This is a genomic window from Novosphingobium aromaticivorans DSM 12444, from assembly GCF_000013325.1.
GTDB classification, from domain to species: Bacteria; Pseudomonadota; Alphaproteobacteria; order Sphingomonadales; family Sphingomonadaceae; genus Novosphingobium; species Novosphingobium aromaticivorans.
Genome location: NC_007794.1, coordinates 2,016,180 through 2,028,000, shown reverse-complemented (window position 1 = coordinate 2,028,000; position 11,821 = coordinate 2,016,180). Strand labels below are relative to the sequence as shown.

Sequence of the window (11,821 nt, the reverse complement as noted above, 5' to 3'; positions counted from 1 at the left end):
TATTGCCGCAGCGACCGCGCGATGCCAAGGGCGGACCATGACGCATCAGGTACACATCATTGGCGGCGGCATGGCCGGAACGGAGGCCGCCTGGCAACTTGCGCGCCGGGGCATTCGTGTGCGGCTGTCCGAAATGCGCGGAGGCGGCGATACTACTCCCGCCCACAACGGAGACGGGCTTGCCGAACTGGTCTGCTCCAACTCGTTCCGGTCGGACGACGACGAAAAGAACGCGGTTGGCCTGCTGCACTACGAGATGAGGCAATGTGACAGCCTGCTGATGGCAGCGGCGGCCAAGGCGCGCGTTCCGGCGGGGTCGGCGCTGGCGGTTGACCGGGATGTATTCTCGGCCGAAGTCGAAGCCGCGTTGCGCGCGCAGCCGACGCTGGAGATCGTGCGCGAGCGGGTCGATGTGCTGCCGTCGGATGGCCTGACCATTGTGGCGACCGGCCCGCTCACCGCGCCGTCGCTGGCTAACAGCATCGGCAGTGCGACCGGAGCCGACAGTCTTGCCTTCTTCGATGCCATCGCGCCGATCGTCTACCGCGACAGCATCGACATGGGCGTGGCATGGATGGCCTCGCGATGGGACAAGGGCGCTGAAGCCTCGCTGGCGATGGGCGGTGACGGGCGCGATTACATCAACTGTCCAATGACCCGAGACCAGTACCTCGCCTTCCGCGAAGAACTGCTCGCCGGCGAGAAGACAGAGTTCAAGGAGTGGGAGGCAAACACTCCCTACTTCGACGGCTGCATGCCCATCGAGGTCATGGCCGCCCGCGGCGAAGAGACCTTGCGTTTCGGTCCGATGAAGCCTGTCGGGCTCGACAATCCCCATTGGGCAACCGCGGAGCATCCGAACGGGCGTTGGCCCTATGCGGTGGTCCAACTCCGCCAGGACAACAAGCTTGGCACGCTGTGGAACATGGTCGGCTTCCAGACCAAGCTCAAGCATGCCGAACAAGTGCGCGTGTTCCGGACCATCCCGGGCCTCGAGAATGCAGAGTTTGCCCGCCTCGGAGGCCTGCATCGCAACACCTTCCTCAATTCGCCGACGCTTCTGGATCGCCAATTGCGCTTGAAGTCTGCTCCGAACGTTCGCTTCGCAGGGCAGATAACCGGATGCGAGGGCTACGTGGAGAGCGGCTCGGTCGGCATGCTTGCCGGTTTGATGGTTGCTGCACAGATCGCTGGGCTCGACTGGTCCCCTCCCCCGCGCACCACGGCGCTCGGCGCGCTGCTGGCGCACATCACCGGCGATGCCGAAGCTGAGAGCTTCCAGCCGATGAACGTGAACTTCGGCCTGTTTTCACCGGTAGACGCATCCGTGAAGAAGAAGGTTCGCAAGGAAGCATACACTGCTCGGGCGAAGGCCGATCTTTCGGACTGGATAGCCACGCTGGCGTAACTGGCGAGCGAAGGCGCGAATCTACCGGCAGGTGCATTTCTGTTTGGAACGTGGCTTGTCCTTGGGCCGCGTTGTCGCGAATTCCTGTCGCGTCAGGAATAGATCCGCGTTGCCATCGGCTGTCTTGAACCGATCGACCGTGGCGACCGCCCATTCCTCGAACGAGAGCAGGTTGTTTCCATCTGCGTCGAGCTTGCGGAAGGCCTTGGCGCGCGGGCTCAGCATTTCGATGCGACTGATGCGGTTGTCGCGGTCCTTGTCCAATTGATTGAAGCGGCGCGCCTCGCGCCCGACCTCGTTTGCTTCGGGCGGTGCGATCCCGACCAGACCATCCACGTCGGCCGTGGGAAGGTCTTCAGGTTCGGCTATCGGATCTTCCGCAGTTTCCGATGCAGCCGCATCCGGGGTGGATTGCGCCCGCCCCTGCCACCAGAAAATGCCCGATGCGACCAGCATCAACGCCGCCAAACCGCCAAGCAAACCCCGTAGCATTCAGCACCCTCCGCAAAACTCGGGCAGCTTAGCGCTCTGGCGATCCGCGCGGCACTCGCAGATCGTTCCGATTTGGCCGGATGCTATCTGCCCAGAATTCCGATGCGGATGACGTGCGCCATATCGGCCAGGGGCGTCGCGGGCCTGCCTTGCGCGCTCCGGACGGCAAGTGCGCGCAACACTGCAAGGGGACGCATCGCGCGCGACAGCCGGGGCGACCGTGCCGTTGCTTCGGAAGGTGACACGAGATCCTGCGCGGCCCGTCTGACGTCGTCGAGCGAAGTTTCGCCAAGGAGAGCGGCAAGCGCCGCAAAAGCGTTCACGCGCGCGGACGAGAGTGCCGCACCTCCATCTTCGCCCACGACGCTCGCCTCCCATCCGTCGACAAGGCTGGACAGGTGCGAACGATGTTCACCCCACGCATGCAACCGGGCGAGCGTGGGTTCGCTGACCGGCCAGCGCTCGACCGGCTCGGCAAGACGATCACGCCACCATGCCAGGCGCAGTTGTATCATCAATGGTTCGCGACCTGGGCGGGCTGTCTCTGCAAGACGACGCTCGAACAGGAAAAAGGCCTCCCAGGCGGCGCGCCCGCGCCTCGTCGCATAAGCCAGCGCCAGTCGTTCTGGCGGGGACAAACAGTCGATGTCCTCGCGTGGTAAATTCTGCATTACGACGCCCCTACGAAATTCGCGAAACTTTTAACGTGTGATCAACCAGATGGCTTCAAGATGAAATAACCACGACAAAACTATGAACGACTCACAGGGTGTTCACCGTCCGCCTCGAGCAAGAGACCGCTAAGAAGATGCGTCCATCAATTCGATCCTTGCCCAAGTCGATCAGCCTTTTCCGGCGCCTGCTGCGCGCGCGCGCAGGCAACGCGACGTTGCTGATGGCGTTCGGTGCACCAGCGCTCATCGCGACTGCCGGTTTCGCGGTCGATACCGCGCAATGGTATCTTTGGAAGCGGGAAATGCAGTACGCTGCCGACCAGGCCGCCCTGTCCGCGGCGTATTCCAAGTCCAAGGGCATCAGCACCACCGCGTACGAGACTCACGCTGTCCAGGAATATAACGCAAACCTGCAGCTCGTCACCTTCAGCGATACGCCGACGGTTTCGCTTGCGGCCTACAATGGCGGCACAAACAACAGTGTTGTCGTCAGGGCTTCTGCCACGAGAGAGCTGGCCTTCAGCGGGATTGTTTTGGGAAAGCCGACAACCGTCTCGGTGTCCGCCCAGGCGACGTATACGGCCGGCGCCACCTACACGAGCTGCATCATTGCGACAAACGCGACGGCCGACGGCGCGATAACGATCGGCGGCAGTTCGATCCTCAAGTCCGGCTGCGGCATTGCCGCGCTTTCCAACTCGACCAACGCGATCAAGGTCGATGGTAGCCCGACGATCGACGTGAACTACGTTCTGGCCGCAGGCGGCATCGACGACTGGTTCAACACCAATACCGATGACGTCGTGAAGGAATACGTGACCTCGCTGGCCGACCCGTTCGCCTCGCTGACACCGCCGACCAACAACACTGCTGCAACGCCATATCGCTGCGTAAGGTCGGGCGGTGTGACCCAGGCCACCCTCAATCCGGGCACCTACACCGACATCACCACCTCCTGCAACACGGTGATGAACAGCGGAATCTACGTGATAAATGGCGGCTCGTTCACCATCCGCGCTCAGGATGCGGTCACTGCCAATGGCGTGATGATCGTGCTGAAGAACGGTGCCTCAATCAAGATCAATGGCGGTGCGGCGCTCAACCTTACGGCAATGACCTCGTCACAGCTTACTAGTGCCGGCGTGAGCGCGACCGATGCCCAAAAGCTTGAAGGCATTCTCTTCTTCGAGGATCGCAATAGCAGCGGCAACACGTCCATCCTGAACGGAAATTCGTCCTCGACCATCAACGGCACCGTCTATCTGCCTAAAAGCCTGATCAAGTTCGGCGGGACTGCAAAGACGACCAGCCGCTGCCTGCAGATCACCGCGAACATGGTCGCGGTCCAGGGCAACACCGTTATGACGAATTTCTGCCCCGCTGGCCTCACCACCGACACTGTCGTGAGTTCCGAGGGGCCAAAGGTCATCCTTGTGTCATGACACGGTTCATCCCCTTTCTTTCCAGACTTCGCGCCTGTCGCGATGGTGCGATCATGATCGAGGTCGCGGTGCTGACACCCGTGCTCGTGCTCTTTGGACTGGGCACCGTCGAGGTCAGTTCGCTGGTCGCGCGGCGCTCCGAACTCCAGAGCGCCCTTGCCGAAGCCGTCGCTATCGCCCTTGCGTCGAAGCCCGACACGCAGAGCAAGATCGACACAATTGAGAGCGTTATTTCGGCTTCGACCGGTGTTTCGACGGCGAATATCGACACGGCGGTGATCTATCGCTGCGGCATAGACCCCGGCTATGTCACCCTTCCTGGCCTGTGCAGCCAGTCCGGCGAGATCTCGAAGTATGTCCAACTCACCATCCGCGACACGTACACCCCGATGTGGACCGACTTCGGAATCAGCGGTCCAATCTCGATGCGCCTCACGCGAACGGTTCTGATAGGATGAAGCGCCTCTTCTTCAACCGCGAAGGCGCCGCTGCCGTCGAGTTTGCACTCGTCGGTCCGCTGTTCATCGCGCTGCTGCTCGCAGTGTTCCAGTTCGGTGCGGCAGCCCAATCATACAACGCCCTGCGCGCGGCTTCGGCCGACGTTCAGCGGCATGTGGTGGTGGAGTACCAGGCCGGTAATCGCCTCACGAGCGACCAGATCGGCGCCTATGCGCTCGCCAAGGCGCAGGATTTGCCCTACATTCTCAAGACCACCGGCATTGATGCGTCTGCGGTCAAGAAAACGACATCGCGTGTCAGCGGAACGGTCGAATACACCCTGAATTACACCTACAACGTTCCCAACGTGCTGTCGGCATTCGGTTTTCCGGACATCGCCCTCAATTTCTCGAGGCCGATCTTCGTATCCGCCACGTGATTTCGGCCCAGGCCGAAGATTCAGCTCGGAACGGACCTTACATTTCTGACCAATGATAAACTTCTGGCGAACCTTGCGCATGGTTTACCACCGCACTCGCCCACTGCATCACGAACGAAATTTTCATGCCGTCTTCATGGAAAGGCGGAGGGAATCGGGCGAGAACCGTAAACACGGTTGACGCGCGTACCAGGCCCGACAACGACAAGGGGCGCCACAGCAATGCTGCAACGCCCCTTCATCATTCAGGCTGGTACGCAGGATCAGCGATAGCAGACCTTGCGCACGGCCGCAGCGATCTTGCCGGCATCGATAAGCGCAGCCTTCTCGAGGTTGGCGGCATAAGGCAGTGGCACGTCTTCGTCGCATACGCGCAGGACCGGTGCGTCGAGATGATCGAACCCGTCCTCCATGCAGATTGCCATGATTTCCGAAGCAATCGAGCAGACCGGGAACCCTTCTTCCGCCACAACCAGACGATTCGTCTTGGCAAGCGAGGCCAGCACCGTGTCCTTGTCGAGCGGACGCAGCGTGCGAAGATCGATCACTTCGGCATCGATACCCTCTGCGGCAAGAGTCTCCGCCGCTTCAAGAGCAAGCCCGACGCCGATCGAATATGATACGATGGTCACGTCCTTGCCCTGACGGACGATGCGCGCCTTGCCGATGGGCAGTACAAAGTCGTCCATCTGCGGCACGTCGAAAGTGCGTCCGTAGACAAGCTCGTTTTCCAGGAAGACCACCGGGTCTTCACTGCGGATTGCAGCCTTCATCAGGCCTTTGGCATCGGCGCTGTCATATGGCGCGATGACAACCAGCCCGGGAACGTTGGCGTACCACGGGCCGTAGTTCTGGGAGTGCTGTGCACCGACGCGGCTTGCAGCGCCGTTGGGGCCACGGAACACGATCGGGCAGCGCATCTGGCCACCGGACATGTAGTTGGTCTTGGCCGCCGAATTGATGATGTGGTCGATCGCCTGCATGGCGAAGTTGAACGTCATGAATTCGATGATCGGGCGAAGGCCGCCCATCGCGGCGCCTGCGCCAATGCCCGCAAAACCGTACTCGGTGATCGGGGTGTCAATCACACGGCGCGGACCGAATTCATCGAGCAGGCCTTGGGTAACCTTGTAGGCACCTTGGTACTCGGCCACTTCCTCGCCCATCACGAAGACGCGGTCGTCGGCGCGCATTTCCTCGGCCATAGCGTCGCGCAGGGCTTCGCGAACGGTGGTCGGGACCATCGCCGTGCCGGCGGGAATCTCAGGATCTACTGCCGGCTTTGCGTCGACCTTCGGCGCGATCGCAACTGCGGGTGCGGCCCTGGCCTCGACGCTTGGCGCGGCTTCGCTCATTTCGACCTTCTGTTCAACGGCAGGAGTTGCCGCTGCGGGTGCGGCATCCTCGCCCTCGCCCTGGATCGTCGCGATCACGGTGCCGACCTTCACGCCCTCGGTGCCTTCGGCGACGAGGATTTCGGCGATCACGCCTTCATCCACGGCTTCGAATTCCATCGTGGCCTTGTCGGTCTCGATCTCTGCAAGAATGTCGCCGGACCGGACTTCGTCGCCAGCCTTGACGAGCCACTTGGCCAAGGTGCCCTCCTCCATCGTCGGGGAGAGCGCGGGCATCTTCAGTTCGATTGCCATCTCAGTACTTCTCCACCAGCACGTCAGTGTAGAGCTCGGCCATGTCCGGCTCGGGCGAGGTTTCGGCAAAGTCGGCCGATTCCGCGACGATCTGGCGAATGCGCTTGTCGATTTCCTTGATCTTGTCCTCGGTCACGCCCCGCTTCAGCAGTTCTGCCTTGGCGCCTTCGATAGGATCGTGCTTGTCCCGCATTTCCTGCACTTCCTCGCGACTGCGATACTTTGCGGGGTCGGACATCGAATGCCCGCGGTAACGGTAGGTGTTGAGTTCCATGAGCACGGGGCCGTTGCCCGCACGAACATACTCGAGCGCGACCTCGGCGGCTTGGCGCACTTCGAGAACGTCCATGCCGTTGACGTCCATGCCTGGAATGCGGAACGCGGTGCCACGGCGATAGAACTCGGTCTCTGCCGACCCCCGCTTGACCGCGGTTCCCATGGCGTAGCCGTTGTTCTCGACCACGAAGATGATCGGCAGCTTCCACAGGGCGGCCATGTTGAAGGTCTCGTAGACCTGGCCCTGGTTTGCCGCGCCGTCGCCGAAGTAAGCCATGCACACGCCGTCGTCACCGCGATACTTGTGTGCAAAGGCAAGGCCCGCTCCGAGCGGAACCTGCGCTCCGACGATGCCGTGACCGCCGTAGAACTTGTGGTCCGTGCTGAACATGTGCATCGAACCGCCCTTGCCGCGCGAGATGCCCGCGCCGCGACCGGTCAACTCTGCCATGATCACCTTCGGATCGATGCCGTAGGCAAGCATGTGCCCGTGATCGCGATAGCCGGTGATCACGCTATCGTGACCTTCCTTCAGCGCCGACTGAAGACCGACTGCCACGGCTTCCTGGCCGATGTAAAGATGGCAGAACCCGCCGATGAGGCCGAGGCCGTAAAGCTGGCCCGCCTTTTCCTCGAACCGGCGGATCAGGACCATCTGCTCATAGAACTTCAGCAGTTCCGCATCGCTCGCGTCGTAACGCTTGTTGTTCGCATGGGCCTGCTGGAGGCTGCGTAGTGCGAAGGCTGCCTCTTCGGCAACCGAGGAAGCGATCACCGGATCGGCCGCAGCCGAAGCGGGCGATTTGCCTGCGGATTTTGCAGCAGGTTTGGCGGCGGGTTTGGCGGCTCTGGGCCTGGCGGACTTGGCCAAGTCTGTGTTTCCTTTTCTGGCAGCCTCGGGTTCCGTAACGTCGGGAACGCGCGAGCCGAGCCTATACCCTAGCGCGACGGCTTCGCAACGCTGTTCGGTCGATGCGAACCTTTTATGGATACCTATGCAAGAATCGCGAACCGAATCGGTTCCCTTCTCGCGGATGCAGCAGTCAGGCGCCGATCGGAAACGAAAAAGGCCCGCACAGGGCGGGCCTCTCGGCGTTTGTTTGTTGGTTGGCGCACCCGGAACGATTCGAACGTCCGACCCTCAGATTCGTAGTCTGATGCTCTATCCAGCTGAGCTACGGGTGCCCACCAACAATGTTGAGCGCATGAAGCATGCGTTCAATTCCCAGCCATCCCACAAGGGGGAGTGGCGCACCCGGAACGATTCGAACGTCCGACCCTCAGATTCGTAGTCTGATGCTCTATCCAGCTGAGCTACGGGTGCCGGGAGACGCGCCTTTAGGAGGGTCCTTCCGCTTTGGCAACCCCTTCAATCGAACGAATTAGAGAAGCTGCGAGAGGAACGTCCAGAGGTGGCATTGGAAGGTCCAGGAGCGCGCTGAAGTCTACCCAGGCCACCTCCGTGTCCGGTTCGAGCGCCTTTGGATCACCGCGCCATTTGCGAGCCCGGTACAGCAGCAGGACCATGGAGCCCCCGGCACTACCAAGAGCTTGTGTTGCAAAGGAAAGTGGTTCGAGATCGGCCGGTTCGAGGGCCACGCCCAGCTCCTCGTCGGTTTCTCTTACAAGCGCGGATTCAGGCGTTTCCCCCATCTCGACCTTGCCGCCGGGGAACTCCCAAAGCCCGCCATGCGCCTTGTTTGCGGGACGCTTCTGCATGAGCACCCTTGGCCCTTGTCCCACCAGCGCAACCGCCACGACCACTATCACTGTCGAATTTTTTTCCATTCGGGAAATTCCGTCAACTTTTTCTTAGGTATCTGTCCATAGAAGCGATTGTGCCGCAATCTTGGGAATGACGATGAAGTCCGTTCTTCGCAAAATCATCCGCAACGAAAGCGGCGCCACCGCCATAGAATATGGCCTGCTGATCGCCTCGATTGGTCTTGCCGCAACCTTTGGCATGAAGTCGTTTTCGGAAGCGGTCTACAACCTGTACGTGACCGTCGACGAAAATTCCCTGAAAAAAGTAAGCGGGGATTAACGGCTTCTTAGGCTTTGATACGTAGCAATGCGAATGCTCGCTCCGGGGACAAAATTGGGGTGAGACGGGATGAGAAGAAACACTCTAGGAGACCGACCATGAAGCTTTTCCGTAACCTGCTCGCGAACAACGAAGGCGCCACCGCAATCGAATACGGCCTGATCGCCGCTCTCGTCGCCGTCGCCGCCATCGGCGCCATGAGCTCGCTGGGTACCTCGCTGAGCACCACCTTCAACAACGTTTCGACCGAAATGGATAACGCCAGCCCGACTGCCTAATTACGGCAGCTGACCGGCAATCCAGTCGATCAAGCAAGAGGCGGTCGCAAAGCGGCCGCCTCTTTCATTTGTCTGCTACCAACTGGGTTTGGATCAGCTCGCGCCAACGCGAGTTCAATAGACCACTAGCTTGACCTTCTGCCCCGCCGTCAGCCTGCTCGACGAGGTGAGCCCGTTGAGCACGAGGAAACGTTCCATCGGCTTGTCGGTATAGGCCATCCTGCTCGCCAGGCTCTGCAGGGTGTCGCCCGACCTTACAGTCACGACCGAAAGCTTGCGCGGCTTGACCGCAGTCGCTTCGCTGGCGCTGATCCGCCGCATCGAACGGAACATCGAATCGAACTGCCCCGACTGCCCGGCCTGGCTGATCGTTGAGAAATGGAACGCCTGCTGCGGCCCCCATTCATAGGCGAAGACGACAACGTCGACCTGACCATTGCCGCTGTTGACGCGGGCGGTGCCAAAGGCTGCCGGGATGCCATTCACCGTCGTCGTCTGAATCGAATCCGGCTGAAGCTGCTGCTGGCTGGAAAGGCCGGCGAACACCGTCTTTACGTAGGTCGACAGATTGCCGCTGTAGGTAGCGGTCGCCAGTTCGCCCTTGCCGCTCTGCCCCGCGATCGAGACAGCGCGGGTGCCGTTTACCAGATAGAACCCGTTTGGCGCCTGGAATGCCATGCGGAAGCCCGGATGGGTGAAGCGCGATCCATCGACGATGCCCTGCGCAGGGTCATCGCCATAGGTCACGCCGTTGATCCCCGCGAGAAAGGCGTCCCGATTCGTGCGGCCCGGCGTCGAACCGGCCCGGGTCAGCGCGGCGCGCACGCGCGAGGCCGGATCCGGGTGGGTACTGGCCCACTCCGGAACCTGGTTCGACGTGCCCTTGAGGCTGGCGTCGAGTGCATTCTGGTTGGCCAGGCTCTGCAGAACGGTAGACATCGCGCGCGGATCGTATCCGGCACGCTGGAGATAGGTGATGCCGAGATTGTCCGCCTCGGTCTCCTGCCCGCGCGAATACTTCAGCGTCAGTAGCTGGCTGCCGGTCGAGAAAATCTGCTGGCCGAGCTGGCCCAGCGCACTGTTCCCGAGAATCGCCCCGGAAAGGATCGTGCCGAGCGCACCGAGAAGGGAATTGCGCGTTGCGGTGCTTTGCCGCTTGGCTGCGTGCCTTGCGGCAACGTGACCAACCTCGTGTCCGAGCACGCCGGCAAGCTCTGCCTCGTTGTTCATCAACGCTGCGAGCTGGCGTGTGACGTAAACGTAGCCGCCGGGAATCGCGAAGGCGTTGTTGACCGGCGAATTGAGCAGGGTGACCGTGAAATCGCCTCGCGCGTTGCTGAGGCCGGACTGGACAGCGATGTTCTTGCCCACGGTTTCGACGTAGGCAGCCTGCGGCCCGGTCATCGCTCCGCCGAATTCCTGAAGAAGCTGCGGATGGGCTTCTGCCCCCTGCTTTCTGTCAGCCGCACTGATCGCCTGGGCCGTGCCCTGCGCGGTTGCGGGACTGCCGGTCTGGCTGGCACACGCCGGCAATGCGGCGACGACGATTGCGGTGACGGTCAGGAAAGCGGCGCGCGAACGGCGGGCAAATGGCATCTGGTCTCTCCGGCTTTCGGTATGCGGACGCGAGTTACGAGCCCGCACCCAATCGGGTTACGGTGCATCAATCCGTTTGTCGCAAATCCGGTTCCCGCGCGCCAGTGCGTGCCCGCGATCAAGCGCCGATTCGGAGGAACCGTTCCGCGCGCAATGCGCGCAGCTCGTCTGCGGACTTGCCTGCCAGGTTGTCCAGTTCCTCACCGATGGCGTTGCCGAGCGCGGCACAAGCCGCGTCAGGATCGCGATGGGCGCCGCCGACAGGTTCGCGGACGATGCGGTCGATCACGCCGAGAGCCAGCAGGTCCTGGGCGGTAACCTTCATGGCCTCCGCAGCATCTGCAGCACGTTCCGAGGTGCGCCACAGGATCGAGGCGCAACCCTCCGGCGAGATCACTGAATAAACCGCGTGTTCCAGCATGAGGACGCGCTCGGCACTGGCCAGGGCAACAGCGCCACCAGACCCGCCTTCGCCTACGATCGTCGCGACCATGGGCACGCCCAGTGCCAGACATGCCTCGGTCGAGCGAGCGATGGCTTCTGCCTGTCCGCGTTCCTCCGCCTCGACGCCAGGAAAAGCGCCAGACGTGTCAACCAGGGTGACGACAGGAAGCCCGAATCGGCTTGCCATCTCCATGAGACGCACCGCCTTGCGGTAGCCTTCTGGCTTGCCCATGCCGAAATTGTGGCGAATGCGGCTTTGGGTGTCGTTGCCCTTCTCGTGACCGATCAACATGACCCGCCGCGTTCCGAGCCGGGCGAACCCGCCGACGATGGCCTGATCCTCGCCATAAAGACGATCGCCGCCCAAAGGCATGAAATCCGAGAAGATTGCGTCCACATAGTCCTTGAAGTGAGGACGCGCGGGGTGCCTTGCGACTTGCGTCTTCTGCCAGGGCGTCAGCGCCTTGTAGGTGCTGGCCAGCAGTTCTGCGGACTTGTTTTCGAGCCTGCGAATCTCGGAGGCAATATCGATATCGCCGTTCTGCGCGGTCTCGCGCAGTTCGGCGATGCGGGCTTCGAGCGCGGCAACCGGCTTTTCGAACTCGAGATAGGAAATCATGGGCATTCCGCTAGGCGCGGTC

General features: G+C 61.6%; 13 protein-coding genes and 2 tRNA genes. 6 read left to right on the top strand and 9 right to left on the bottom strand.

Annotation, left to right across the window (positions count from 1 at the left end):
- Positions 1–37: 37 nt before the first annotated feature.
- On the top strand, positions 38–1,408 hold the full coding sequence (trmFO, locus tag SARO_RS09600) for a methylenetetrahydrofolate--tRNA-(uracil(54)-C(5))-methyltransferase (FADH(2)-oxidizing) TrmFO (protein ID WP_011445565.1): 1,371 nt from the start codon (positions 38–40) through the stop codon (positions 1,406–1,408).
- 21 nt (positions 1,409–1,429) lie between these two features.
- On the opposite strand, the gene SARO_RS09595 is transcribed toward trmFO, so the two are convergent.
- Positions 1,430–1,900 (bottom strand): hypothetical protein, encoded by a 471-nt coding sequence (locus SARO_RS09595; protein WP_011445564.1) that lies wholly within the window; start codon positions 1,898–1,900, stop codon positions 1,430–1,432.
- An 83-nt stretch (positions 1,901–1,983) separates the two neighbouring features.
- Entirely contained in the window at positions 1,984–2,415 is a 432-nt protein-coding gene (locus SARO_RS09590) for a hypothetical protein (RefSeq protein WP_049759363.1), read from the bottom strand.
- Positions 2,416–2,669: 254 nt separating this feature from the next.
- On the opposite strand from SARO_RS09590, the gene SARO_RS09585 reads away from it, so the two are divergent.
- From SARO_RS09585 to SARO_RS09575, 3 genes are read left to right on the top strand one after another with little or no spacing between them, the layout of a single operon-like run.
- Positions 2,670–4,016 (top strand): pilus assembly protein TadG-related protein, encoded by a 1,347-nt coding sequence (locus tag SARO_RS09585; protein WP_083760847.1) that lies wholly within the window; start codon positions 2,670–2,672, stop codon positions 4,014–4,016.
- A 53-nt stretch (positions 4,017–4,069) separates the two neighbouring features.
- Positions 4,070–4,474: a TadE/TadG family type IV pilus assembly protein gene (locus SARO_RS09580; RefSeq protein ID WP_041550273.1), complete on the top strand. Its 405-nt coding sequence runs from the start codon at positions 4,070–4,072 to the stop codon at positions 4,472–4,474.
- Complete coding sequence (locus SARO_RS09575; RefSeq protein ID WP_011445560.1) at positions 4,471–4,893, top strand: TadE/TadG family type IV pilus assembly protein; 423 nt, start codon at positions 4,471–4,473, stop codon at positions 4,891–4,893. Before SARO_RS09580 ends, SARO_RS09575 begins: the two co-directional genes overlap by 4 nt.
- A 263-nt stretch (positions 4,894–5,156) precedes the next feature.
- Here the strand turns inward: SARO_RS09575 and SARO_RS09570 are convergent, their stop codons facing one another.
- The 5 genes from SARO_RS09570 to SARO_RS09550 form a co-directional block, all read right to left on the bottom strand.
- Entirely contained in the window at positions 5,157–6,542 is a 1,386-nt protein-coding gene (locus SARO_RS09570; RefSeq protein ID WP_011445559.1) for a pyruvate dehydrogenase complex E1 component subunit beta, read from the bottom strand.
- A gap of 1 nt (position 6,543) precedes the next feature.
- Positions 6,544–7,689: a pyruvate dehydrogenase (acetyl-transferring) E1 component subunit alpha gene (gene pdhA / locus SARO_RS09565; protein ID WP_011445558.1), complete on the bottom strand. Its 1,146-nt coding sequence runs from the start codon at positions 7,687–7,689 to the stop codon at positions 6,544–6,546.
- Positions 7,690–7,926: 237 nt separating this feature from the next.
- Positions 7,927–8,003, bottom strand: a tRNA-Arg gene (locus tag SARO_RS09560).
- A gap of 62 nt (positions 8,004–8,065) precedes the next feature.
- A tRNA-Arg gene (locus SARO_RS09555) sits at positions 8,066–8,142 on the bottom strand.
- A 14-nt stretch (positions 8,143–8,156) separates the two neighbouring features.
- Positions 8,157–8,606 carry a (deoxy)nucleoside triphosphate pyrophosphohydrolase gene (locus tag SARO_RS09550; protein WP_011445557.1) on the bottom strand — a complete coding sequence of 150 codons (450 nt, stop codon included), beginning with the start codon at positions 8,604–8,606 and terminating at the stop codon, positions 8,157–8,159.
- Positions 8,607–8,679: 73 nt separating this feature from the next.
- Between SARO_RS09550 and SARO_RS09545 the strand changes: the two genes are divergently transcribed.
- Together SARO_RS09545 and SARO_RS09540 are read left to right on the top strand one after the other, a co-directional pair.
- Complete coding sequence (locus SARO_RS09545; RefSeq protein WP_143004884.1) at positions 8,680–8,862, top strand: Flp family type IVb pilin; 183 nt, start codon at positions 8,680–8,682, stop codon at positions 8,860–8,862.
- Positions 8,863–8,960: 98 nt separating this feature from the next.
- A complete protein-coding gene (locus SARO_RS09540) occupies positions 8,961–9,140 on the top strand; it encodes a Flp family type IVb pilin (protein WP_011445555.1) in 180 nt (59 codons plus the stop codon).
- A 114-nt stretch (positions 9,141–9,254) separates the two neighbouring features.
- On the opposite strand, the gene SARO_RS09535 is transcribed toward SARO_RS09540, so the two are convergent.
- Both SARO_RS09535 and SARO_RS09530 read right to left on the bottom strand, forming a co-directional pair.
- Positions 9,255–10,736 (bottom strand): M48 family metalloprotease, encoded by a 1,482-nt coding sequence (locus SARO_RS09535; protein WP_011445554.1) that lies wholly within the window; start codon positions 10,734–10,736, stop codon positions 9,255–9,257.
- Positions 10,737–10,854: 118 nt separating this feature from the next.
- Positions 10,855–11,799, bottom strand: coding sequence for an acetyl-CoA carboxylase carboxyltransferase subunit alpha (locus tag SARO_RS09530; protein WP_041550272.1), 945 nt, complete (start codon positions 11,797–11,799; stop codon positions 10,855–10,857).
- Positions 11,800–11,821 lie beyond the last annotated feature (22 nt).

What these genes read in the sequence shown, in the direction of transcription:
- SARO_RS09530 (WP_041550272.1), bottom strand. Translation starts at nt 11,799, where the DNA reads ATGATTTCCTATCTCGAGTTCGAAAAGCCGGTTGCCGCGCTCGAAGCC.
- SARO_RS09595 (WP_011445564.1), bottom strand. Translation starts at nt 1,900, where the DNA reads ATGCTACGGGGTTTGCTTGGCGGTTTGGCGGCGTTGATGCTGGTCGCA.
- SARO_RS09570 (WP_011445559.1), bottom strand. Translation starts at nt 6,542, where the DNA reads ATGGCAATCGAACTGAAGATGCCCGCGCTCTCCCCGACGATGGAGGAG.
- SARO_RS09535 (WP_011445554.1), bottom strand. Translation starts at nt 10,736, where the DNA reads ATGCCATTTGCCCGCCGTTCGCGCGCCGCTTTCCTGACCGTCACCGCA.
- SARO_RS09540 (WP_011445555.1), top strand. Translation starts at nt 8,961, where the DNA reads ATGAAGCTTTTCCGTAACCTGCTCGCGAACAACGAAGGCGCCACCGCA.
- SARO_RS09575 (WP_011445560.1), top strand. Translation starts at nt 4,471, where the DNA reads ATGAAGCGCCTCTTCTTCAACCGCGAAGGCGCCGCTGCCGTCGAGTTT.
- SARO_RS09545 (WP_143004884.1), top strand. Translation starts at nt 8,680, where the DNA reads ATGAAGTCCGTTCTTCGCAAAATCATCCGCAACGAAAGCGGCGCCACC.
- SARO_RS09580 (WP_041550273.1), top strand. Translation starts at nt 4,070, where the DNA reads ATGATCGAGGTCGCGGTGCTGACACCCGTGCTCGTGCTCTTTGGACTG.
- SARO_RS09590 (WP_049759363.1), bottom strand. Translation starts at nt 2,415, where the DNA reads ATGATACAACTGCGCCTGGCATGGTGGCGTGATCGTCTTGCCGAGCCG.
- trmFO (WP_011445565.1), top strand. Translation starts at nt 38, where the DNA reads ATGACGCATCAGGTACACATCATTGGCGGCGGCATGGCCGGAACGGAG.
- SARO_RS09550 (WP_011445557.1), bottom strand. Translation starts at nt 8,606, where the DNA reads ATGGAAAAAAATTCGACAGTGATAGTGGTCGTGGCGGTTGCGCTGGTG.